Here is a 21,722-nt window from a genome sequence, read left to right as displayed (position 1 = left end):
GCCGCGTTGCGCACATCGCGCCGACGGACCGCCAATTCACTGTCCGAAGTCCAGCAACAGCATGGGAACTGTGAACTTGGCGGCTAAACACACCAAGCCAGACTTCAAGGAGTAACAATGACGGCAAGGATTTCCATAGCGGGCCGCACTTTGTCCGAGCCGATGGCGACGCTTATCGACTACGGCAAACGGTACGCAGACACGCTGACGAAGTACGACTTCGGCGACAAAGGAGATCCGAATATTCTCACCGCGGACGAGATCTGGATGACACGAATCATTCACTCACGATTCTCTCGCGCGGAGCAGTCGGAGTTGGAGAGGAAATCCGCAACCTGGAGCAAGAGTTGGGCAGCAATCGCCCCAAGCGCCTGCATCGAAGACGCCGATCCAGCCAGTGACGACGGACTTTATGACGCGATGCAAGATCTCTACTCACTGATGACTGATCTGCGCGGAGTGGGTTGGGCTAAGGCATCAAAGGTCCTGCACTTCAAACGCCCAGACCTCTACCCCATCTTGGATTCGCGTCTCATGGATCTCTACCGAGTCCCGGCAACTAATGCGGCACAACAATGCAAGAAGCGCGGATTCAAAAGGATGTATTGGGCAGCCATCCGCAGCGACGTCATGTCCAACAAGGATGCGCTCAAGCAACTTCGCGAGGACCTGACTATGCAGGGCAACGAAACCGGCCAGCTCTCAGCCCTAGGCGATCTCCGAATCTTGGACATTCTTAGCTGGTCCCGATGAGGCCGTAGGGGCACAAATGCCGGCGCAACACTCGCACGCATGGCGCCAAGCTCCACCCTGATCATCCTCAGTTGCTCCTTGGTACCCCGGAACACTGCCCCACCGAGGGACCATCGGCGTTGGACACACCCCGCCACTACGCACTAGTCCTGACGGCGCGCCCGCGTTCAGCGAGGCTGTACGTCTTCTCATTCATACGTACTGCGTCGCTGCCCACACTTGTAACTTCCGTCTGGAGCGCTTCGCTTGGTCGCACCCCGTTTACGAAACGCAACGCGATCCCCCGCCCACCCCTTACTGTTGATCCTGCACGCAACGAAACCGTTTACGTAAACCGTTTGCGTAACGCACTCAACAGCTAGCATGCCAGCACCCCCAGGCACCCTCAGAGAGGAGGAACAGTGGTCACCATCCGCGATGTCGCCAAGCACGCCGGCGTCTCCCCCGCCACTGTTTCCCGGGTGGTCAACGGGCTGGTGGGCTACTCCGACGAAACCCGCGAACGGGTCGAGACCGCGGTCAAGAGCCTCAGCTACGAAACCGACTACCTCGCCCGGGGCCTCAAGACCCGGCAGACCTCCGTGATCGGGCTCCTCGCCCCCATGGTCTCCGATGCCCTCGCCTCCAAGGTCATGCAGGGTGTCGAGGAGGAAGCCCAGGAACGCGGCTACGCCGTGATGCTCGGCCGCACCGGCGCCAAATCCGCCTACATCGCCGGCTACCTGCGGACGCTGCGCACCTACCGGGCCGCCGGCGTCATCCTCATCTCCGCGGTGATCACGCCGGAGACGAGGCAGCTGCTGGGGCCCAACGTCCCCATCATTTCCGTCGCCATCAGCGACAAGTCGGGCTCACCCAGCGTGGCCATCGACGACGAGCAGGCCGCCTACGACACGACCCGTCACCTGCTGCGGCTCGGCCACCGCCGCATCGGCCTCCTCACGGGCGACCCGGCGTCGATCTATGTCGCCCAGCCCCGGAAACGCGGCTACCTCCGCGCCATGACCGAGGCGAACTGCACCCCGGTGACCGCGACCGGCAGCTTCTTCTACGAAAGCGGCGCTCCCGGCGTCGATGAGCTGCTGCAGCAGGAACCGGGCCTTACCGCGGTCTTCGCGATGAGCGACGAGATGGGCGCCGCCGTCGTCAATGAACTGCAGCGGCGCGGGCTCCGGGTGCCGGAGGACGTCTCCGTCCTGGGCTTCGACAACACCTCCACCTCCCTGCACGTGAACCCTCCGCTGAGCACCATGGCGCAGCCGCTCGAGGAGATGGGGCGGATGGCCGTGAAGAAGCTGCTCCGCTCCCGCGACCTGGGGCCGAAGATCATGCCGCACCGGCTGATCGAGCGCGGCTCCACCGCGCCGCCCGGTCCGACACCGGCCGGCACCCCAGAACCCACCGGCTAGCCCCACCAAAACCACCCACCACCGGCGGCAGCCGGCACTCCCCCGTGCCACCAACCAGCCAGCCGCCGCGATTCCGCCTGCACCAAACCACCCGCACCACCCGCAACGCACCACCCCAATGAACAAGGAGCAACACATGAGGCAGCGCCGCCGCACCTGGCAGACTCTTCTCGCCACCACCGCAACCCTGACGGTCGCCGCCGTCGCCCTCACCGGCTGCGGCGGGACCGGCACGGAAGCAAAGAGCACCCCGAAGGCCGCCGCCGCGTCCTTCGAGGGCAAGGGCCCCATCAACTATGTCTCCAACCGCGACGCCTCCGGGGCCGCGAACAAGACCATCGAGGAGTGGAACGCCGCCCACCCGGAGGAGAAGGTCACGTTCATCGAACTGCCGGACTCCGCGGACCAGCAGCGCCAGCAGCTCATCCAGAACGCGCAGATCAAGTCGGACACCTTCAGCGTGCTGAACCTGGACGTCGTCTGGACCTCCGAGTTCGCCGCCAACAAGTGGATCCTGCCGCTGCCCGCGGACGCCGTGCCCACCGACAAGATGATCCCCGCCACGGTCAACGCCGCGACCTACCGGGACTCCCTGGTCGGCGCCCCGTACTACACCGACGGCGCCCTGTTTTACTTCCGCTCCGACCTGCTCCAGGCCGCCGGCATCGCCGCCCCGCCCAAGACCTGGGACGAGATGAAGACCGCCTGCAAGGCGATCCTGGCGCTCCCCGAAGCCGCCGGCATGTCCTGCTACACCGGCCAGTTCGACAAGAACGAGGCCCTCACGGTCAACTTCTCCGAGGCCGTGGCCTCCGCCGGCGGATCGATCGTTGACGCCGAGGGCAAGCCCACCGTCAACACCCCCGAAGCCAAGGAAGGCCTGAACCTGCTGGTGGACGGCTTCAAGGACGGAATGTTCCCGTCCGACGCCATCACCTACCTCGAGGAGCAAGGCCGCCGCTCGTTCCAGGACGGCAAGCTCGTCTTTATGCGCAACTGGCCCTTCCTCCACGCCTCCCTGAGCGCCACCGACGGCTCCAGCAAGGTGAACGGCAAGTTCAACATCACCTCCATCCCCGGCACCGACGGCCCCGGCGTCTCCACCCTGGGCGGCCGCAGCCTCGCCATCTCCCCGTTCACCCCAAACAAGGCCACCGCGCTGGAGTTCGTCAAGTTCTTCACCAGCGAGGAGCAGGCCCAGAAGCGCCTCGCCCTGTCCTCCCGTGCCCCGGTGTACGCCTCCCTGTTCGAGGACCCCGCCGTCGTCGCCAAGCGCCCGTTCTTCCCCACCCTGCTGACCTCGCTGAACAACGCCCAGCCGCGCCCCAAGGTGGTCCAGTACGGCGCCACCACCAAGGCCATCCAGGAGGAGGCCTACGCGGCCATCACCGGCGCCAAGGACACGGACACGGCCCTGAAGGACATGCAGGCCAAGCTCACCGAGCTGTCCAAGTAACTCAGCCCGCAGTTCAGACCACACGCCTGGCCGGCCGGTCCACCCCGGCCGGCCAGGCAGCTGCAACTCCAGTTAGGTATCCAGCATGACGACGACGACCGCCCCGCCCGCCGGCGCGCAGACCGGCACGCCCAAGCCAGGAAGCCCGCGCAGACGCGGCAAACGCTCCCCCGGCGAAGGCCGCATGGCCGCGATGCTGCTCTCCCCCACCATCCTGGTGCTGGCCCTGGTGATTGTGTACCCGCTGCTCTCCGCGGTGCACCAGTCCCTGTTCCGCGCCGAATCCGGCCTGGACGCGGACGGCTTCGTCTCCGATGTCGAATCCTTCGTGGGCCTGGCCAACTACGCCGACCTCTTCGTCGGCGAGTCCGGCCGGCGCTTCCTGAACGCCTTCGCCAACACCACCTTCTTCACGCTCACCACGGTCTTCCTCGAGACCGTCCTGGGCCTCTGCCTGGCCCTCGCCATGAACCGCGCCTTCCGCGGACGGTCCTTCCTGCGCGCCAGCATCCTGGTCCCGTGGGCCGTGCCCACCGCCGTCTCCGGCCTGCTGTGGCGCTGGATCTTCCAGTCCGACGGCATCGCCAACAACCTGCTCGGCTCCGAAATCCTCTGGACCGCCGAAGGCAACGCCTCCAAGGTGGCCGTCATCATCGCCGAAGTCTGGAAGACCGCCCCGTTCATCGGTCTCCTGGTCCTCGCCGGCATGCAGGTCATCCCCGGCGAAGTCTACGAAGCCGCCCGGATCGACGGTGCCGGCTGGTGGCGCCAGCTCGGCTCCATCACCCTCCCGCTGGTCAAGCCCACGCTCCTGGTCGCAGTGCTGTTCCGCATGCTCGACGCCCTGCGCATGTTCGACCTGCCCTTCGTCCTGATCGGCCCCGGCAAGGAATCCGTGGAAACCCTCTCCATGCTGGCCTGGGACGAATCCAACCAGCTCCGCTACGGCTCGGCCTCCGCGTTCGCCGTCATGCTCTTCCTGTACGTCGCCGTCGTCGCGATCGTCTTCGTGAAGGTCCTCGGCGCCGACGTCACCGGCGCGAAGGAACTGAAGCTGCTGTCGAAGAAGAGTGCCCGGAAGAACCGCATCGCGGCGCAGGCGACAGCTGAACAGGCTGCCCAGGCCAACTCCGAACAGAAGAAGGCCGAGGCCACCCGATGACCATCTCCGACCTCCGCAACGCCGCCGCCGACTCCGGCGCTGGCTCGCCCAAGGCGACTGCCGCCGTCGTAACCGGCTCATCGAAAGCCGGCAAACCCAAGCGCACCTGGCGCTCGTACAGCGTCTACGCCGGCCTGGCCCTGATCTTCGCCTACTGCCTGGCGCCGTTCTACTGGATGCTGGTCTCCAGCCTGCGCCGCACCGCGGACATCTTCGTCAACACCCTGCTGCCGGCGCCGTTCTCGCTGGAGAACTACGCCAAGGTGTTCGACGGCTCCACGATGTTCGGCCAGGCGCTGCTGAACTCGCTGATCGTCGCCGGCACCACCACCACGTTCGCGCTGATCCTGGGCGTCTTCGCCGCGTACGCGATCTCCCGCCTGAACTTCCGCTTCAAGTCGCTGATCCTGGGCGTCATCATCGCGACGTCGATGTTCCCCGGCATCTCCGTGGTGGTCCCGCTGCTGCGCCTCTTCACGGACATCGGCTGGATCAACACGTACCAGGCGATGATCGTGCCCAACCTGTCCTTCGCGATCCCGCTGGCCGTCTGGAACCTCACCACGTTCATGAAGGCCCTGCCGTTCGACCTCGAAGAGGCCGCCATGATCGACGGCTGCACGAAGTGGCAGGCGTTCCGCCGCGTGCTGCTGCCGCTCGCCGCGCCGGGCGTCTTCACCACCGCGATCCTGACGTTCATCCACAGCTGGAACGAATTCATCATCGCGCTGTCCATGATCAACGACCCGAAGATCCAGACCGCCACCGTAGCGATCTCCAAGTTCACCGGCGCCACCGAATTCCAGGCGCCGTTCGGCGAGCAGATGGCCGCAGGCGTGATCGTCACCGTCCCGCTGGTGATCATGGTGCTGGTCTTCCAGCGCCGGATCGTCGAAGGCCTCACCGCCGGCGCCAGCAAATGAGCCCTGTCGAGGAAACCGCCCTGGCGCCCGCCGCGGAGTGGTGGCAGTCCGCCGTCATCTACCAGGTCTATCCGCGGTCCTTCGCCGACGGCGACGGCGACGGCGTGGGCGACCTCGCCGGGCTCACCGCCCGGCTGCCGTACATCGCCGCCCTTGGCGTCGACGGCATCTGGATGACCCCGTTCCAGCCCTCCCCGCAGGTGGACCAGGGCTACGACGTGAGTGACTACTGCGGTGTGGACCCGCTGTTCGGCACCATGGAGCAGTTCGATGCTTTGCTGGCTCAGGCGCACGCGCTGGGCCTGCGGGTCCTGCTCGACGTCGTCCCCAACCACTGCTCCTCGGAGCACCCGCTGTTCCAGGCTGCTTTGGCGGCCGGGCCGGGCTCGCCGGAACGGGACATGTTCCACTTCGTCCCGGGTCCGGTGGACATGTCCGACGGCGGCGTCCCGCCGAACAACTGGCAGAGCGTCTTCGGCGGCCGGGCCTGGAGCCGCGCCAACCCGGACTCCGAAACGGACACGGACTGGTACCTGCACCTGTTCTCCCCCGAACAGCCGGACTGGAACTGGCGCAATCCCGCCGTCGGCGATTACTTCGACGGTGTGCTTCGCTTCTGGTTCGACAAGGGCGTGGACGGACTCCGGATCGACGTCGCGCATGCCCTGTTCAAGGCCGACGGGCTGCCGGATTCGCCCTCCGAGGGCGGAGTGGTGGACGGGCTGCGGTCCAACCCGCAGGTCTCGGACCAGGAAGAAGTCCACGAGGTCTACCGCCGCTGGCGCACCCTGGCCGAAAAGTACGAGCCGCACCGCCTGCTGGTGGGCGAGGTCAACCTGGAACCGGCCCGCGCCGCCCGCTACACCCGCGCGGACGAGATGCAGCAGGCCTTCGCCTTCGCGTTTGTGAAGCTGGGCTGGGACCCGGCGGCGTGGGCCGCCGTCGGGAATGAGCTCGAAGCCGCACGCCGACTGCACGGCGCCACCCCGACGTGGGCGCTGGAGAACCACGACATCGTCCGTTCCGTGACCCGCTTCGGCGGCGGGGAGGTCGGCGCGCTGCGCGCCCGCGCCGCGCTGGTCGCTTTGCTGGGTCTGCCGGGTCCGGCGTACCTCTACCAGGGCCAGGAGCTCGGGCTGCCCGAGGTCGACGTGCCGCTGGAGTCCCGGGTGGACCCGATGTGGGCCCGCGGCGGCGTCTGCCGCGACGGCGCCCGCGTCCCGCTGCCGTGGACCGCGGACGATGCGTTGAGCCAGGGATTCTCGCTGACTGAAGCTGCGGCCGCGGTTCAAGTGCCGTGGCTGCCGCAGCCCGAAGGCTGGGGTTCACACGCGATCGAACGCCAGCAGCAGGACCCGGAGTCCTCGCTGACGCTGGTCACCAGGGCTCTGGAGCTCCGCCGGCTGCTCTGGAAGACGGAGGTCTTCGGCCCGAACGACGGCGGCACCTGGCGCGTCGAAGCGGGGAACCTGCTGATCTGCGAACGCAGCGCCGACTTCTTCGTCGCCGTCGCAATGGGCACCGAACCGGTGCGGCTGCCGGTCGGCTCGGTGCTGCTCAGCGCCGCCCCGCTCGCGGAGGACGGCTGGCTGCAGCCGAACAATGCCGCGTGGGTGCTGCGGGACTGACTCGTGCCGTAGCGGGCCGTCCACTTTCCAGACACACCCCGTTGCGCTATCACTTGTAGCTGTTCTCAGCGCTCAGAACGACCGAAAGTGATAGCGCATCGGGGCGTGGGCGGCGCGCAGGACATCTAAACCTCGACACGTGGGGCGGAAATCCAGCGCCGTCGCGGGGACCGCCCCTGGTGAAATCCGCGCATGGGCTTAAGCCCAGGGGCTGATAATCAACGGCCGGGAAGCATTCCATCCGACATCAGACGGGTGTTCGCCCAGAGAGGCTAGTCGACCGAACACAGGGTCGCCGACGGGTTAGCTCCGCCCTAGCGGAGGCCCTTCATCAATCCGGCGACGTCGAAATCGGCCGTCGTCGAACGGGCGGTCGTTCCGTCCCACTGACTCCCCCGCCTCAACTCCCGGCGTCTGGAAACTGCGATCGCATAGTTCGATGCCTGGTCATAGCCAGGAAACGTTCGTTCGGGCTCTGAATAATTGGATGCATACTCGAGCATTCCTTCCAGCTCGGAGTCGACCATGCCATCCAGACGCCTACCTTCATTGTCCTCGTCGATATGTTGCCACTCCTTCAGAGCTTCGATCACATGATCGTGGAGCGCTTCTTCGATCAACGACTCGAGGTTCAACTGACCCGGGTCGGCAAGTCTTTGTACCTCGGAAAGTGACTCCTGAGCGCCGTCCCAGGTGCCGAGTGTGGCTCGGACGGCCGACTCCAGCTCAGCCACTAGTCGGCCTTGCGCCAGGCTGGCTTCTGGATGACCTTCAAGCTGGATCAATAGTCCTACGATGTCGTCCACGCAATCCCAGTCAAACATGGCTGAGCCTTCGTCTATGCACTCTATGAGTTCCGACGTAAGCTTCAACACCGCTTCGATCTCGGTCCCGGAAGTCGCCACGCTCCAAAGGGAGGTTAGTCGCCTGCATCGCTCCTGGCCTGCATTGAGCCGCCCGACGCCAAGAGGATCAGGCTCGTGCAGTAGTCGCATGTAGGCGGCAAAGACCTTCTGCTGAATCGACTCTCCCCACGCACCCTCCCGAGTGTCCTTTTCGTCAAAGTCAAGGCGCTTCTCGAAGACCCGCTGGATGCCTTCGACATGACGATGAGATGGAGTTTGGAGCAAGAACGTCGCTAAAAGACGCACTCGATCCCGGAGCCGAAAAGCCATGTAGTCATCAATGGATGGATTTGCGGTCATGAGCATCGGATCGTCCCCGGAACCGCCAACGGCGATAAAATCCCCTTCCAGAATCTCGAGGATCGCTTCAAACCGATCTTCCACAGTAGCTTCGCTCCTGGGGTCTCCCAGCTCTGCCCACATATATCTCAGCTTCGACAAGGACACTTGCGCGCCAATGGTTCCCATGAGATCCAACAGCCCCCTAGCCTCATCTGAGAGGTCTCTGGAAATTGCATGATGCCACAAGTCAAGCGGCCTATTGAGGTTGCGGAGCATTAGCTGGGGAGCTGTTAGCTTTGAGTCATCCAATCCATTTGAGTAGATCTCCAGGCTGACACTTATGAGGCGTGGGCTGTAATTCTTGCTCCGTAGGATCGGCCAAAAGTTGTCTTTATCGGCGAAGAGTGCCTTTTTTGAAGGATCCAGATTTGTTGTCCACACATGATTGTAGAGAATCATGGCACGCGAACGCAGGTCCAGATCTTCAAGTTCCAGTAGGCACTCGGACAGCCTTAGAGTGGGACTCGAGAGCCTTTCGTAGATGACTCTGGCCTGTCCAAGAATGTAACCACGCGTCGTCATTATGAAGCATTTGTCTGGTGTCGAAAAGACCTTTTCGGCGAAACGAATGATATCTTCGTCCTCATTTCGATCAAGGTTGTCCCCTTTTGCGGAGCGACCAAGAAAGTCATCAAAGATAAACACTTGCTTCTTGTCAGCCTGCCAATGGTTGCGGGCCTCAGAGATGCGACTTGCGACGTGCACTGCCTCGTAACCGTCCGCCATTAGCTCCGCGCAAAGTATGTGAGCGAGCGTTGTCTTACCTATACCGGGGGGACCCGAAATGAGACAGACTCGGCGTCGGCGCAGTATCTCCTGCGCCCTGGGAAGTGACGGAGTGTCGACAAATATCGGCAACTGGGCTTCGATTCTTCCCATGAGATCAGACGAGCGCATTGCCACGTCCTGACGCAGCACAGCTTGCAGCACGCTACTGCTGGTCAGCCACAGGCGGAGGTGGGATCTGACGGCGTCGGGATTATTCTCCAGGAAGTGTTCGATCTGCTGACGTCCATAGATGTCGCCTTCGCGGAGGATGTAGGGGGCCATGTCCCTTTTAAGGGCGGCCTTATTCGCCTTGGACAGCGCTGCAGAAGTAAAGACAACGTAGCGATTCGGTTTTAGCTTGCTTATCTTCGGAAGCTCTTCATTCTTGAACTGCCGCTGCAAGCTCCGAATTGTCGCCTCTGGCGTGTGCTTGCACTGGACGATAAGCTCGCCCTCTTTGCCGCTCCAGGCGTGTCGCAAGTCAATGCCTTGGTCCCTGCCACTCTTGTAAATTTCGAGGTCCAAGCCGAGCGAGGCGTCCAGAACTGTCTTGGCCAGGGATTCGAAGTCGAAAGGTGTTAGTGCTTCAAGGTTGTGGGACATTAGGCCTCTGTCGAAACTTGGGTGTGGGGAATGGTCACGTGGTCAGCCCTAGCGTCGGACCCGCCGGCGACGTCAGCCGCTACGGGGCCGGGCTGCCTACGTCATCGCATCTGGCTGAGCGCCAGTCCTCATCAATGGCAGGCGTACACCTTTCGGACGGTGTGGCCGGGGGTGCGGCCGTCGCTCCACTGAACGCGGCCTTCGGGCCAATTCTCAGGGGAAGAAGAGCCCGGCGACGCTACCTATCCACCCCACTCCAATCCGCATCGGATGCCCCATGGGAAGGGGAATCAGAAGAAACCCGGCCAGTCGCTCTATGTGCACGTTTCCCCCTGCATGAACTGTTACTCACCGATACACTACACATCCGGAGAAGTACCGCGTGTGCTCGAGCTCGAGACGGCCCGGCAGCTGCACGGCGCCTCACCCACGTGAGCGGTGGAGAACCACGACATCGTCCCCTCCGCGAGCCGCTTCGGCGGCGGCGAAGTCGGCGCCCTGCGGGCCCGGGTTTCTCTCGTGGCCCTGCTGGGGCTGCCCGGCGTACCTCTACCGGGGGGCAGGAGCTCGGGGTGCCCGAGGTCAACGTCCCGCTGGATCCGATGTGGGCCCGCGGCTGCGGCTCCCGCGACGGCGCCCGCGTCCCGCTGCCGTGGACCGCGGACGATGCGCTGAACCACGGTTTCCCGCTGACTGAAGGAGCGGCCGCGGCTCAGGCATCAGTGCCGTGGCTGCCGCAGCCTGTGAACAGGGGCACACACGCAATCGAACTCCAGCAGCAGGACCCGGAGTCCTCGCTGGCGCCGGTCACCGAGGCACTGGAGCTGGGGCCGGCTGCTGTGGAAGACGGAGGTCTTCGGCCCGGACGACGGCGGCACCTGGCGGGTCGAGGCTGGGAACCTGCTGATCTGCGAATGCAGCGCTGACTTCTTCGTCGCGGTCGCCATGGGCACCGAACCTATGCAGCTCCCGGCCGGAACCGTGCTCCTCAGCGCCGCGCCGCTGGCGGAGGACGGCTGGCTGCAGCCCAACAACGCCGTGTGGGTCCTGCGGGACTGACGACAGTCACTTTCCGAATCGGACCAGTCCTATGCGGTCGGTTCGGTGCGTTCGGTCACGGGTGGCGATGAGCCAGGCCGCGTCGGAGATGTCGCTTGGCCGAGGGAACCTGTGACCTTCTAATCCGCCCGGCCTTGGTAGGGTTCCCGCTCCTGATCGGGCGGCCCGGCGGCCGTGGCGGGGAGGTTCTCCCGGCCGTGGGACTGGCCGGAGGTCCAGCGGAAGAACGCCTCGGCGGCGGAGTGTCCGTGCCCTCTCCAGCGTATGGCGCCCGCTTATCGTTCCGCCGACCGTTTTACTGCCCATCTCGGCTGGTTCCGTGTTCCGTTGTTGACCGTCCAGCCCTGACGTCTCGCTTTCGTCAACAGATTTTTCATCCAGGCCGGGTCCACTGCCAAGTTCTGCGTCTCTTTGATGTGGCCCTCGATCTGGGCGCGGGTGGCTTCGCCAACTTCACCAAGGAACCTAACCAGGCGGTGTACGTCTGGGTCATCAGGTACGTTGGCTTCGAGCTTGGCGCGCGAGAGATTCAGCTCTGTAATTCGCTGGAGGGCTGCTGTCATTCCAGTCGGGCCGGCCTTGGAGCCTTGGAGGTCGACTTCCTTTGTTGGCACTTCAGCCGCCTTTGCAAGCGGAGTCAGCGCCGCTGCAAGTCCCTGGATATCGACTTCCTTCGCTACCATTTCAGTCGCCTTTGCAAGCGGAGTCAGCGCCGCTGCAAGTCCCTGGATATCGACTTCCTTCGCTACCATTTCCATCGCCTCTGCAAGCACAGTCAGCCCGGCGATGGCGCCGTCAAGCTTGGGGTAGATCCACACCTTTTCCGAGCCGCGGACTCGGTAGTCCCGCTGAACCGTTCGATTTGGGTTGGACAGCCACTCGCTTCTCCCTGGAAGAGCCGCAAACCCGACCGCCGTGATCTGGCCAGACGAAGGAGAGGTTGCAACCTCTCGGATTCGGTAGCCAGCCGCCCACCAAGCGCTGATTTGGGGGCGCCCTTCAGACTTCGTTCCGCTTCCCGACCACCAGGACCGGTCAGCGGTGGCGCTGGCAGGAAGGCGCTTCTCGCCAGCCTCAACGAGGAAGCGGTCAATCTCGGCGAGTGTGTAGTCAGGGGCAACCCTCTCGTCTGCGGCGAGGACCGTGTAAAGCGACCAATAGCGGCCACCGAGCTGGGGAGCATGATAGACATCCAGGTCCTGTGCCCGCCCAGCATCGGCGGATCCTCGTGGAAGCTTCTTCGCGATGCTCTCGAGATTATCGATGGTGAGGTACTGCAGCTGGCTGGAGATACTGCTCGCAACGACTGACCGTTCGATGCGGTGCAGTAGGCCGTCCAGGTCGATTTGGAAGCCAACGTCAACAAATTCCAGCTGGAGGGCGCTACATAGTCTGACAATGACCGGGAACGCGAATGGCGTGCACCCGGTGAGCAGCCGATCCAGCTCTAGGTCGGTGAGAGGAACCGACCATTTCAGGTGGGTTTTGAGGTCCTCAATGGAGCAATCAACCGTCTCCGCTGTCCACTTAATGATTCGATCAAAGCGATGAGCGATGACTTCGCGCTGTCTTTGGACTCGGCGTTTCAACGCAAACTCAACAGCCGCAGTTCTGTTCTCTGCACCAATGCCCGGCGAGAGATTGGCGATATTCTCCCACACTGCCTGATTTACTCGCGACGCGACGTGGAACGGATCATCGCTCTCCAGATAGAGCGGGCTCGGCCAGAGCCAAGCGATGATCAGAAGGCCATCCTTCGAGTTCAGAAGCTCCGCATCGTCACGCATCTCATCCTCCGACGGATGAATTCGATCGAGGTAGGAAACCTCATTCTGGAAACGGACGAGCTGCGCTTTGTCCACAGCGATGGCGTTGGGTGTCATACTCAGACTCTAGCGCATGGTGCACAGGACTGTCACTACTGTGCAAGAATCAAAAATGGTGTTAGCCTTTTTGAACATGCAATACATACTCATCTGAAAGAAGATCACCATGGCTCATCCCAAACCTGCTCGGCGTGTATTCGGCTCAAGCAAATTCGCCAAACTCGGGCTGGCAATCCACTTTCTGTCAAACCCTGCGCTATATGAAGGTTGGCGTCCTGTGGCCGACAACTGCAAAGTAACCTTCGACTCGTTCGTCATGGCCAGCAGAGAAACAGCCAAACTCTGGCGCCACTCCGATAAAATTGATTGAAAATGCATGATATTAAGAAGTCCATTTGCAGCACGGCTCGCACGCCCTTGCCGTTGCGGGTTCGGACCGGAACAAGGAACTGCCTGACTTGTGCCAGAAACTGAACAAAAATCCAAATAGAAGAGACGACTTCGGCCGTGTTCCACTCCTTGGAAACGGGACATTCTCGGTGGGACACCCCGCCAAGCCGAATCGCCTCGTAACTTGACTGTCCCTTTTGTGGTTCTAAATCCCCTGCCACAATCCCCTGTCACACGGATAACTCTCCGTACGGTTTCGGCATGGAGATTGGTTATGCGCGTGTATCAACGGCGAAGCAGAACCTCGCCCGGCAGTTGGATGCCTTGACGGCCGCGGCATTGAGACGATCTTCTCGGATAAGAAGTCCGGCGCCACTACGGATCGCGCGGGCTTGAGGCCGCGTTACGCCTGGACCGGCTGGGACGGACAACGCGGGACACGATAAATCTGGTTTACGACCTGAAAGAACGTGCCGGAGGGTCTCTGGGCCGGGTGGGCGCGTGCGCGGACAACGCCGCAATGCAATCCTTCTTCTCGCTGCTGCAGAGGAACGTCCTGGACCGTCAGCGGTGGCTCACACGCCAGGTACTCCGGACCGCGCTCATAGCGGCCTAAGACCCCGAGTCAACAAAAAGCCGGGGCAGTCCCTACTTTGAAGCACTTGCGCTGGCGCGCCCGGTGAACGCTTTCCGCGTCGTTCCGCGACGCCTTCCAGACACCCTGGCCGATTTATCGCCTTGTGAAGGTCTCCCAACCGGAGCAGGGGCGGTCTCACAACCCTTGGAATACGAGGCGTCTCACCGACTGAACGACCGCGACAGATGGGAGGGCCCTAATTACCACGGAATGGTGTGGGCTCGTCCGCGGCCAGCAATTGCCGTAGCCATGTCTCGAAACCTTCCGAATGAAGCGGGGTGGCCACCTTGAGTTACGACACAGCGGAGCGCCTCATGACGAAGCCGATCAGATGCGCATGCGCGTTTCGACGCGGCAGCAGTCCACCGGCCAGCAGCAGGCAGACCTTCTAGCTGCCGGCGTAATACTCGATGTCCCTCTACGTGCATCACGGCGTGCCCGGGGCGCGAGCCTCACGACCCCAGTTTGATCGGGCAACCGAGTCCTAATCGATGGCGACACCATCTCATCACGATGCTGGATCGGATCGGTGCTGGCGCAGCCGAACAACGCCGCGGGGGGTGCTACGGGACTGAGCCCGTCTCTCAGGGCTCCGGCAGCCGCTGGTGCCGGAACATCTGAAAGGCCTTTCGCCGTCACACCCGCTCACTCCTCGACGTACTCCAGCAGGTCACCCGGCTGGCACTTGAGGACCCGACACATTGCCTCCAGGGTGCTGAAGCGGACAGCCTTCGCCCGGCCGTTTTTGAGCACGCCCACGTTCGCCGGGGTGAGTCCCACGCGGTCGGCGAACTCGCCCACGCTCATTTTTTGTTTGGCCAGCTCGACCTCGATGCGCACCACGATGGGCATCAGATCACCGCCTCCATGTCGGTGCGAAGGTCCGTAGCCTGCCGAAGCAGCGCGCGCAGCACCACGACCACAAGGCCCAGGGCGGCGCCGGCCACCAACATCAGGAACAGCAGGAGCGGCAGGCCGGGGTCATCCGCGCTGAGCACCACGGAAGCGGACAGCACCGCCAGCATGGTCCACGCGGCGGCAATGGCCCAGACGATCGCGTCAACCCATCGCAGTGCGCCGCTGCTGAAGATGCTGTCGTGCTTGATCATCGTGAGCAGCTTCCAGGTGCTTACGATCACCACCTGAACGCAGGCGACCTCCAGGATCGAGAAGATGGTGAGCGGCCACTGCAGGAACGCGCGGTCCGGATTCTCCTGCGCCATGTGAGCGAACTGCCCGGGGAGGGACATGACCTGGAACAGGACCAACAGGAGGAACGCCACAACAAGGACAATCCGAAGGGCGATGACAGCCAATCGAGTGAATTGCATGCATCGAGTTTCGGCCTTTAGCTATCGAAAGTTAATCGATTGCACATGGTCCATGCCCGGCGTCCTCGCCGCCAGCGGAACCGCCGGAGCTGCACGGGCCTCGTATATAGACTGCTCGGGTACGTGTCCCTCGACTTATAGGAGAAGTTCATGAGCTACAGCGGAAGTCCGTCCGAGAAGCCCGTCGCAGCCGGCGACCTGGACCGCAGCCATATCGGTCAGACTGTGAGCTTTGAACCTAACGACTTCACAGTTGTCTTCGGAACACTCTCCGGCGTTGCCCGCACAGACGCTATGGTCTACCTGTCCCTTCGGGGCGTGGGCGGCGGCACGCATCTGAAGGACGAGTACGAAGTGCCCGTCGGCCAGAACGTCTACGTTCAGTTGGATCCCCTGAGCAGTGCCAGCAAAACCCTCTCGGAGGCGGAACGGGTCATCAAGGAGAAGTTCGACGAGATCAAGAAGAATCTCCGGGACCGGGAACAGAAACCCGGTTCCGAGTAACAGGCGCCTAGCCACAGAGGAACCCCGCAGTGCCCGGCACTGCGGGGTTCCTCTGTTTGTCACTATGCCCAGCGCGCTACGCGCAGTCGCGGAGGTCTTCGAGGCAAATTCGGCCGCTCAGGAACGCACCACCGGCACCGAAAAGTCCCTAGACATGTGACCAATCAGTCACCTATTCTGGAGCTGTGGACGCCGTATTCAAGGCCCTGGCCGACGCCACCCGCCGCGATCTCCTGGATGAGCTCTTCAGGAACGACGGGCAGACCCTCCACGCCCTTGAGGCTCGCTTCGAGATGACCCGCTACGGCGTGATGAAGCACCTCAGGGTCCTGGAGGACGCCGGCTTGGTGTTGACCCGCCGTCGGGGGCGCGAGAAACTCCACTTCCTGAATCCGGTGCCCATCCGGCTGGTCCACGACCGCTGGGTGAGCAAGTATGCCGAACCATGGGCCGCTGGCCTCAGCGACCTCAAAACCAGATTGGAAAGTCCCATGGAAAAGATCTTCGAAATCTATATCAAGACCACCCCGGAGCGACTCTGGGAGGCCATCACGGACGGCGGGATCCGCAGCAAGTACCAGTTCGGGTCCGTCGTCACCTCGGACTGGACGCCGGGATCCCGGTTCGAGATGGCCACCAAGGGCGGGGAACCCCTCGGCGAGGGCGAAAACCTGGAGGTGGACCGGCCCCGCCGGCTCGTCCAGAGCATGCGCGCGCTCTGGGGCGAGGACGTCAAGGCCGAAGGCACATCCCGGGTCACCTGGGAGATCGAACCCGTGGGTGATTCCTGCCGCCTGACCGTCACCCACGACCAGCTCCGCGAAGGCGCCAACGACCAGCTCTATGGCGGCTGGCCGATGATCCTCTCCGGCCTGAAGACCTGGTTGGAAACCGGCGAGCTCCTCACGACTCCCGGCTCCCTTATGTACACCTGAGCCGGCTCACGCCTGGTGCTCTCGCAGGGACCGTTCCTGACAGTAGAGCGGGTGGAACTGCACCGCGGCGGACCGAGTCGTTCGAGAATTGCAGGCGGTATTACGTAGCCGCAGCTGAAGAACCCGGGAGGAAACGTGCCCCACACTCTTGAAGCTGTCCTGCACGACAGCACTGCCATCCCCCTGTCGGTCCAAGGAGCAGGGCGTTCCGTGCTGCTGCCGGTCCGGATTGAGCCCTACCCGCCGTCCGAAGCCGAGACGATGCGGCGGTGGGGTGCGGACCCTGAGCTGGGGCCGAACCTGGTGCAGGGTCTTTCCCGCTCTCATCGCGTCATCTCGGCGGACTACGAGGGCCACCGGATGGCACAACCTGCGCCGGACACCCTGACCCCGGCCAATTTAGCCGCCGACCTCCTGGCGATCGCGGACGCGGTCGGGGCCGATACTTTCGCGTACTACGGGTACTCGTGGCTGGCGCTGGCCGGCCTGCAGCTTGCCGTCCGCACGGAGCGGCTCTGGGCGCTGGCCATGGGCGGCTTTCCGCCTCTCGACGGCCCCTACAAGAGCATGCTCTCCGTTACACGGTCGGCGCACAGGATGGCCACCGAAGCGGCCGCCCACAGCCAGCCGGCCGACGTCGAGGCTGGTGTCGCCGCGATTGACCTCAGCGAGATTGAGCCGGGCGACTGGGACGCCTTCCCGGTCCAGACATCAGAGGCGCAGATGCGGCAATTCGTCACGTTATACGAGGCGCTTCAAGGCTTCGACGACGCCCAAGTGACGCTGCCGCCGCGTCTTGCGCGGCTGGCTTTTGCCGGCTCGGCAGACAGGATCGACTACGGCCCGGCCTGGGACAACGTGCAGGTGAGAATCGGCGAGCCCCTCGCCGCCCACGAACGGGAGCTCACGGCCGCCGGTTGGGAGGTGCGTGTCCTCCCCGGCCTGGACCACATCGGTGCAATGAACAGCAGGATCGTGCTGCCCCTGCTTCAGGACTGGCTCCGGAATCTCTAGCCGCTACGCGCGCTGGGCGATGTTAATGATGTTGCCCTCGCTGTCCAGGAACCAGGCTGCCTTCCCCCAGTCGGCGGTGGCAACGCCGTTTTCCGTCTTCAGGCCTGGGAAGTCGTACTCTTCAAAGACGACGCCGCGGCCGCGCAGTTCCTCCATCTCCTGTTCGAGATTGTCTGTTTCCCAGCCCATCTGGGTGTTCTTGGCTGTCCCTGCATTCTCCGTCTGGTAGATGAGGAAGCCTGTTCCCTGGCCGCAGCTGTACATCAGGCTCCCCTCCTCCATGGAATCGGAGGGCTCTATCCCCAGCTTGTCCCGGTAGAAATCCTTCGCCCTGTTGATGTCCTTCGCGGCGAGGACAGCGATGATGTTTGAATCCTTGAGCATGATGATTCCCTTCTATGCGTTGATGATCGCAGCGATGGCGTTGCTCCCCCCGGTTTGGGTCCCCGGAGTCCTGGTCCGGGGCCCGTGACCGCCCCGTGCGCCGAGCCGGGGCAGCCACCTGGGACTCTTCAACGCCACGCCATTCATCACCAGCGCAAGGGGTCCCAGATGCTTATGTGGCCATTATGGACCGATCTGGTCCTGCGGAACATGGTGGTTCCTCACGTCCGGTTGAAAGGTCCGGCAACGGCCGGCTGCAGCCGAACGACGCCGTCTGGTTGGTGCGGAATCCCCGACCTCCTGCCCAACGCGCCGGATACTCGAACGAAAGAACAGCGAGTGGGCTCCCGTGATTGACTACGCTCAGAGCGCGGCGACTGCAAAGTCACTCGCCGGAGCACACGAGTACTAATTCGCCAGAACAAGTGAGGACCAATGCCGGATTCGGATACAGATGACCAGACTGGCGTGTCCACCCGGATCAGCGTCTTCAACCTCGACCCGGTCGAGCAGTCGAAGCTCTGGTTGCAAGTCGGGCCGACCGAGGCGAGGCGGATACTTGTCGGGGTGTTGCGAGCCGCGCTGCTCTTCGGCGGCACGGTCGTCGTCGACCGCAATCAGCTCCTTGAGGGGATATTCTTCATCGCCATGCCTCCGGAGCGGTTGGCCTGGCACCTCGGATTAGAGCCTGGAGCGCCGCTCCCAATCGAAGTGCAACTGCTGCCGGCGCCACCCAGCCCGTCGGCAGTATCAGGACCATGGGAACTCTCCGACGGACAGCAACGCTGGGGCGTCGACGACGAACTCGTGACGGCAATCGAGGCCAATCACGCGGCGATCCGTGACGACCTCCACCGGGTATCGTCTCCGCTCATCGCCCTGACCGGGGGAGCCTACGAACGTGCCTCGGATGCAAGCCAGCGGTCCCATTCGTCCTCCGGCGCCAAGTTCGATGAGGCCTGGCGCGTTTCGGACCCGGTCGTGATGCCACAGGCCCTCTGGGCCGCGCGGGATATCAAAGTGGCGAAAACAGTGCGGGAGAGCGGCCGGAGCGCCTGGGTCGAGGCAATGCGGGACGGGCGCGTCCAGGTCCGCAGCAGCGCCAGCCTCGGACCCAATCCCCTTGGACCGGAGCTCGACACCGAGCTTCCCCCGAACGGTGACCAGCTCCCGGAGGTGGATGAACTCGTCGCCGCGCTGATGAATCTCGAGTACGCGAACGATGCTGACCGGCGCAAGACCGCTCCCTGCCGGGTTGTGCATTTGGGCCAAGCGGAGCCGTGTCAGCGTGCCCACGTGACGACCCGGTCCCTTGTGACCCGGTGGCTTGACGGCGAGCACGTGGAACTATTGAACCCGCCGCGGCTGCCGGACTCCCTGCAGCGTCACGAGTTGGCCGTACACCGCAGCGCTGCACTCGGCTGGTGGACCCTTGCCTACAACCGTGCCATCTGCAACCGGGACAACCTGAGGTTGCTCACAATCTTCAACGCGCTGCCGTCGCCCTCGGGCATCCGTGGCGACGATGCTGAGGCTGCCGAGCTCGCCTGGGGACTTCGGCGGCCTAAGGAGAGATTCAGCGCCCGGATGCGCGCGCGCCTTCGACGCCGGTCGAGGTCGTCGGTCGCGAACACTCTGCCTATCGCGGGCGATGTTGTCACGCGCCTCGCGGCATTCACGCCCGCCGAGTACTCACGGCTGCAGGCGTTCGATGCTGTTGGCTCGCGCGAGTTGTTGCGAAACCCGGGGCGGCGGTCGCTCTTCGACCTCGTGGTCGCTATCGACGAGATCGCCGGTGACACGACGTCACGATCCCGGCGGATGCGGTCGACGATGCTGCGTGCCGCCGTCGTCACTTTCGGCGGGCTCGCGGTGGTGCTTTACGACAACGGGGTCATCGCCCTTGACGGCCCAGAGTGGGCGGTCATCGCATTCGTTGCTGCTGCTCTCCTCGCCGCACCGTGGTCGGATCTTGGCAGCCTCCGCCGCATGTCGGGCTCCAAGTTGCAGTCCACACTTCGGTTCAAGGCATGACAGCGGCCCGCCGCTGGCGCGACGTCTGGACGGCACCGGGAGAACGGCTCTTCGTGCAGGCGCGCGACGAAAAAGGTTGGACTCGTCACAGGATCCTGTCGAATTCCGAAGGTGACGGGGCCGTTGCCGTCGTCGTCGACGGATCGCGGGTCTTGTTCATTGACGCGGAACGCCCCGCAATCGGGAGGAATCTGTGGGAACTGCCGCGCGGACAAGCCGACGCCGCGGACGGATCCCCGGAGGCGACGGCTGCCCGGGAACTTCTCGAAGAGACCGGTCTGATCGCGGTTGAGTCCCGCATGCTCGGCCAGATCTGGGCGGAAAGCGGCCTGAGCGGTGACGCGGTGAACGTCGTGCAAATCCGCGTCGATCCTCTTGCCAGGCCGGCCGCCGCGGAGTACTCGGCGCTGCGGTGGATTGATATGCACCGGATCAGTCAGGAGATAGCCGACGACCAGATCCGTGACGGCATCAGCATTGCCGCCCTCGCGCTCGCGTGGGCGAAAGGCGGGCTCAGTACTGCATCTCCCGCCTAGGAAGTCGAGCCACGTGCCCTAAATACCTCGATGCGGCGGGCCATCCCGGTGGCATGGGCCTGTGCGGCCGACTCCACCTTCAGGGGGCCGTCCGCATTCCTTCACGGAACGTGGACGGCCCTCAGCGTTTCTTGCCTGCCTCGGTGCCCGTGATGTTGAATGAGGCGTCCAGTTTCACCGTCGCTTTTGTCCCGTCGGCCTTCCGGATGTGTGCCTCGTAGGCAGCCCCCTCGGCATCGGTTTCGACGCGGACGATGGTCGCGTCAGGGTTGGCGGCCTTCACTACCGCTTCCACCCGGGCGGCAGTGTCGCCGGTCAGCAGTTGCTCCGTGATGCCGTTGGCTTGGTGGCCACCCTTGTGCTGGGCGGCCGACGATGTTGTAGAAGTCGCTGCGCCGTCCGGAGCAGCGACTGCGAGATACATGCCGCCGCCGACGAGTGCGGCAGTTAATGCTGCGCCCGCTGCGACGTTTTGAGCTGTTTTCATCACGTGCTCCTGATTTCTGCGATCAGGCCCCTCGGTGCTTTCGCTGACCGCTTTATCGTCCTGGCCATCGCGTCCCAGCAACGCCCAGCGCGGGTGGATCCAGACAATGTGGATTCTACGCATTTGTCGGGGTGGCGACTAGGAGAATTCAGGACCATGATCGCCCCATCGCCCAAGATGGCTAAAAAGCGCGAAACGCCGTCGGGCGAGAGCAGAAAACATATCTCCTCCGGCGGATCTGAGATGAAAGAGTAGCCACATGAACGACAACCTCAGCGCTGACGACGCCGCCAAGATAGTAAGCAGATCAGGAAGAACTTTGCGTGCGCGTCTCCGGGAACTCCGGGATGGTGGCGTATTGGACAGCAACAACGCATGGCAGGATCCTCCTCAGAAAAACGGAACCTGGACTATCAAACGGACATTCTTACGAAGGCTGGCCCAAGAGAACAACTGGCCATTTCACGATCAGCAGGGCTGAGCCACTTGGTTCTTTTCCCTGGCTGATCAGCCTGCCGCCCAGTGGCCAACAGTCTCCGCTGTCTGAACATACGGACGACTCCCGCGCTGGCGCACGCCGCCCGTCGAATTGATCATCAGTGAAGGGGCATCGTCGTCAGCCTGCCCCGCAATGTC

21 protein-coding genes and 1 pseudogene are annotated in these 21,722 nt (G+C 63.4%); 16 read left to right on the top strand and 6 right to left on the bottom strand.

Translation table 11 applies throughout. From position 1 onward, the window contains the following. Positions 1-117 precede the first annotated feature (117 nt). The 6 genes from AC1DF4_RS15425 to AC1DF4_RS15400 all read left to right on the top strand — a co-directional run bounded on the left by AC1DF4_RS15425 (position 118) and on the right by AC1DF4_RS15400 (position 7,331). Positions 118-753 (top strand): DUF6308 family protein, encoded by a 636-nt coding sequence (locus AC1DF4_RS15425; RefSeq protein WP_476913701.1) that lies wholly within the window; start codon positions 118-120, stop codon positions 751-753. A 401-nt stretch (positions 754-1,154) separates the two neighbouring features. After that, positions 1,155-2,162 (top strand): substrate-binding domain-containing protein, encoded by a 1,008-nt coding sequence (locus AC1DF4_RS15420; protein ID WP_476913700.1) that lies wholly within the window; start codon positions 1,155-1,157, stop codon positions 2,160-2,162. Between the two features lie 136 nt (positions 2,163-2,298). Beyond that, positions 2,299-3,618 carry an ABC transporter substrate-binding protein gene (locus AC1DF4_RS15415; RefSeq protein WP_476913699.1) on the top strand — a complete coding sequence of 440 codons (1,320 nt, stop codon included), beginning with the start codon at positions 2,299-2,301 and terminating at the stop codon, positions 3,616-3,618. 85 nt (positions 3,619-3,703) lie between these two features. Further along, the gene (locus tag AC1DF4_RS15410) at positions 3,704-4,780 is read left to right on the top strand and encodes a carbohydrate ABC transporter permease (RefSeq protein WP_476913698.1); all 1,077 of its coding nucleotides are present in this window, start codon (positions 3,704-3,706) and stop codon (positions 4,778-4,780) included. Then, positions 4,777-5,703, top strand: a complete 927-nt coding sequence (locus AC1DF4_RS15405; protein ID WP_476913697.1) for a carbohydrate ABC transporter permease — start codon at positions 4,777-4,779, stop codon at positions 5,701-5,703. The genes AC1DF4_RS15410 and AC1DF4_RS15405 overlap by 4 nt, the downstream gene beginning before the upstream one ends. Beyond that, positions 5,700-7,331, top strand: a complete 1,632-nt coding sequence (locus AC1DF4_RS15400) for an alpha-amylase family glycosyl hydrolase (RefSeq protein WP_476913696.1) — start codon at positions 5,700-5,702, stop codon at positions 7,329-7,331. The genes AC1DF4_RS15405 and AC1DF4_RS15400 overlap by 4 nt, the downstream gene beginning before the upstream one ends. 314 nt (positions 7,332-7,645) lie before the next feature. Here AC1DF4_RS15400 and AC1DF4_RS15395 read toward each other — a convergent pair whose 3' ends face one another. Continuing rightward, positions 7,646-9,949, bottom strand: a complete 2,304-nt coding sequence (locus AC1DF4_RS15395) for an nSTAND3 domain-containing NTPase (RefSeq protein WP_476913695.1) — start codon at positions 9,947-9,949, stop codon at positions 7,646-7,648. Positions 9,950-10,521: 572 nt separating this feature from the next. On the opposite strand from AC1DF4_RS15395, the gene AC1DF4_RS15390 reads away from it, so the two are divergent. Next, positions 10,522-10,875: a hypothetical protein gene (locus tag AC1DF4_RS15390; RefSeq protein WP_476913694.1), complete on the top strand. Its 354-nt coding sequence runs from the start codon at positions 10,522-10,524 to the stop codon at positions 10,873-10,875. A gap of 408 nt (positions 10,876-11,283) precedes the next feature. On the opposite strand, the gene AC1DF4_RS15385 is transcribed toward AC1DF4_RS15390, so the two are convergent. Then, complete coding sequence (locus AC1DF4_RS15385; protein WP_476913736.1) at positions 11,284-12,891, bottom strand: hypothetical protein; 1,608 nt, start codon at positions 12,889-12,891, stop codon at positions 11,284-11,286. 109 nt (positions 12,892-13,000) lie between these two features. Between AC1DF4_RS15385 and AC1DF4_RS15380 the strand changes: the two genes are divergently transcribed. The 3 genes and pseudogenes from AC1DF4_RS15380 to AC1DF4_RS15370 all read left to right on the top strand — a co-directional run. Further along, on the top strand, positions 13,001-13,204 hold the full coding sequence (locus AC1DF4_RS15380) for a hypothetical protein (RefSeq protein ID WP_476913693.1): 204 nt from the start codon (positions 13,001-13,003) through the stop codon (positions 13,202-13,204). Positions 13,205-13,485: 281 nt separating this feature from the next. Further along, complete coding sequence (locus AC1DF4_RS15375; RefSeq protein WP_476913692.1) at positions 13,486-13,620, top strand: recombinase family protein; 135 nt, start codon at positions 13,486-13,488, stop codon at positions 13,618-13,620. Between the two features lie 82 nt (positions 13,621-13,702). Further along, positions 13,703-13,831, top strand: a pseudogene (locus tag AC1DF4_RS15370) (IS3 family transposase); the annotation flags it as partial. Between the two features lie 675 nt (positions 13,832-14,506). Here AC1DF4_RS15370 and AC1DF4_RS15365 read toward each other — a convergent pair. Together AC1DF4_RS15365 and AC1DF4_RS15360 are read right to left on the bottom strand one after the other, a co-directional pair. Next, positions 14,507-14,713, bottom strand: coding sequence for a helix-turn-helix domain-containing protein (locus AC1DF4_RS15365; protein WP_476913691.1), 207 nt, complete (start codon positions 14,711-14,713; stop codon positions 14,507-14,509). Then, the gene (locus AC1DF4_RS15360; protein ID WP_476913690.1) at positions 14,713-15,192 is read right to left on the bottom strand and encodes a DUF2975 domain-containing protein; all 480 of its coding nucleotides are present in this window, start codon (positions 15,190-15,192) and stop codon (positions 14,713-14,715) included. Before AC1DF4_RS15360 ends, AC1DF4_RS15365 begins: the two co-directional genes overlap by 1 nt. A gap of 150 nt (positions 15,193-15,342) precedes the next feature. Between AC1DF4_RS15360 and AC1DF4_RS15355 the strand changes: the two genes are divergently transcribed. From AC1DF4_RS15355 to AC1DF4_RS15345, 3 genes are all read left to right on the top strand, one after another. Further along, positions 15,343-15,696: a prefoldin domain-containing protein gene (locus AC1DF4_RS15355; RefSeq protein WP_476913689.1), complete on the top strand. Its 354-nt coding sequence runs from the start codon at positions 15,343-15,345 to the stop codon at positions 15,694-15,696. Between the two features lie 185 nt (positions 15,697-15,881). Then, positions 15,882-16,631 carry an ArsR/SmtB family transcription factor gene (locus tag AC1DF4_RS15350; protein ID WP_476913688.1) on the top strand — a complete coding sequence of 250 codons (750 nt, stop codon included), beginning with the start codon at positions 15,882-15,884 and terminating at the stop codon, positions 16,629-16,631. A 135-nt stretch (positions 16,632-16,766) separates the two neighbouring features. Then, the gene (locus AC1DF4_RS15345) at positions 16,767-17,645 is read left to right on the top strand and encodes an alpha/beta hydrolase (RefSeq protein WP_476913687.1); all 879 of its coding nucleotides are present in this window, start codon (positions 16,767-16,769) and stop codon (positions 17,643-17,645) included. 3 nt (positions 17,646-17,648) lie between these two features. Here AC1DF4_RS15345 and AC1DF4_RS15340 read toward each other — a convergent pair whose 3' ends face one another. After that, positions 17,649-18,029: a VOC family protein gene (locus AC1DF4_RS15340; RefSeq protein WP_476913686.1), complete on the bottom strand. Its 381-nt coding sequence runs from the start codon at positions 18,027-18,029 to the stop codon at positions 17,649-17,651. 468 nt (positions 18,030-18,497) lie between these two features. Here AC1DF4_RS15340 and AC1DF4_RS15335 point away from each other — a divergent pair, with 468 nt between their 5' ends. Further along, positions 18,498-20,063, top strand: a complete 1,566-nt coding sequence (locus tag AC1DF4_RS15335; RefSeq protein WP_476913685.1) for a hypothetical protein — start codon at positions 18,498-18,500, stop codon at positions 20,061-20,063. After that, on the top strand, positions 20,060-20,599 hold the full coding sequence (locus AC1DF4_RS15330; protein ID WP_476913684.1) for an NUDIX hydrolase: 540 nt from the start codon (positions 20,060-20,062) through the stop codon (positions 20,597-20,599). The genes AC1DF4_RS15335 and AC1DF4_RS15330 overlap by 4 nt, the downstream gene beginning before the upstream one ends. Positions 20,600-20,720: 121 nt before the next feature. Here AC1DF4_RS15330 and AC1DF4_RS15325 read toward each other — a convergent pair whose 3' ends face one another. Then, positions 20,721-21,086, bottom strand: a complete 366-nt coding sequence (locus tag AC1DF4_RS15325; protein ID WP_476913683.1) for a hypothetical protein — start codon at positions 21,084-21,086, stop codon at positions 20,721-20,723. Positions 21,087-21,345: 259 nt separating this feature from the next. Between AC1DF4_RS15325 and AC1DF4_RS15320 the strand changes: the two genes are divergently transcribed. Next, the gene (locus AC1DF4_RS15320) at positions 21,346-21,567 is read left to right on the top strand and encodes a hypothetical protein (RefSeq protein ID WP_476913682.1); all 222 of its coding nucleotides are present in this window, start codon (positions 21,346-21,348) and stop codon (positions 21,565-21,567) included. The last annotated feature ends 155 nt before the right edge of the window (positions 21,568-21,722 follow it).

The sequence above is a fragment of the Arthrobacter sp. 05N429 genome, from assembly GCF_056397045.1.
Note: the sequence above shows the minus strand (reverse complement) of the source record. Positions and strands in the feature narration are given on the sequence as shown.

What these genes read in the sequence shown, in the direction of transcription:
- AC1DF4_RS15340 (WP_476913686.1), bottom strand. Translation starts at nt 18,029, where the DNA reads ATGCTCAAGGATTCAAACATCATCGCTGTCCTCGCCGCGAAGGACATC.
- AC1DF4_RS15325 (WP_476913683.1), bottom strand. Translation starts at nt 21,086, where the DNA reads ATGAAAACAGCTCAAAACGTCGCAGCGGGCGCAGCATTAACTGCCGCA.
- AC1DF4_RS15365 (WP_476913691.1), bottom strand. Translation starts at nt 14,713, where the DNA reads ATGCCCATCGTGGTGCGCATCGAGGTCGAGCTGGCCAAACAAAAAATG.
- AC1DF4_RS15380 (WP_476913693.1), top strand. Translation starts at nt 13,001, where the DNA reads ATGGCTCATCCCAAACCTGCTCGGCGTGTATTCGGCTCAAGCAAATTC.
- AC1DF4_RS15355 (WP_476913689.1), top strand. Translation starts at nt 15,343, where the DNA reads ATGAGCTACAGCGGAAGTCCGTCCGAGAAGCCCGTCGCAGCCGGCGAC.
- AC1DF4_RS15320 (WP_476913682.1), top strand. Translation starts at nt 21,346, where the DNA reads ATGAACGACAACCTCAGCGCTGACGACGCCGCCAAGATAGTAAGCAGA.
- AC1DF4_RS15400 (WP_476913696.1), top strand. Translation starts at nt 5,700, where the DNA reads ATGAGCCCTGTCGAGGAAACCGCCCTGGCGCCCGCCGCGGAGTGGTGG.
- AC1DF4_RS15405 (WP_476913697.1), top strand. Translation starts at nt 4,777, where the DNA reads ATGACCATCTCCGACCTCCGCAACGCCGCCGCCGACTCCGGCGCTGGC.
- AC1DF4_RS15375 (WP_476913692.1), top strand. Translation starts at nt 13,486, where the DNA reads ATGGAGATTGGTTATGCGCGTGTATCAACGGCGAAGCAGAACCTCGCC.
- AC1DF4_RS15385 (WP_476913736.1), bottom strand. Translation starts at nt 12,891, where the DNA reads ATGACACCCAACGCCATCGCTGTGGACAAAGCGCAGCTCGTCCGTTTC.
- AC1DF4_RS15425 (WP_476913701.1), top strand. Translation starts at nt 118, where the DNA reads ATGACGGCAAGGATTTCCATAGCGGGCCGCACTTTGTCCGAGCCGATG.
- AC1DF4_RS15330 (WP_476913684.1), top strand. Translation starts at nt 20,060, where the DNA reads ATGACAGCGGCCCGCCGCTGGCGCGACGTCTGGACGGCACCGGGAGAA.
- AC1DF4_RS15415 (WP_476913699.1), top strand. Translation starts at nt 2,299, where the DNA reads ATGAGGCAGCGCCGCCGCACCTGGCAGACTCTTCTCGCCACCACCGCA.
- AC1DF4_RS15360 (WP_476913690.1), bottom strand. Translation starts at nt 15,192, where the DNA reads ATGCAATTCACTCGATTGGCTGTCATCGCCCTTCGGATTGTCCTTGTT.
- AC1DF4_RS15410 (WP_476913698.1), top strand. Translation starts at nt 3,704, where the DNA reads ATGACGACGACGACCGCCCCGCCCGCCGGCGCGCAGACCGGCACGCCC.
- AC1DF4_RS15395 (WP_476913695.1), bottom strand. Translation starts at nt 9,949, where the DNA reads ATGTCCCACAACCTTGAAGCACTAACACCTTTCGACTTCGAATCCCTG.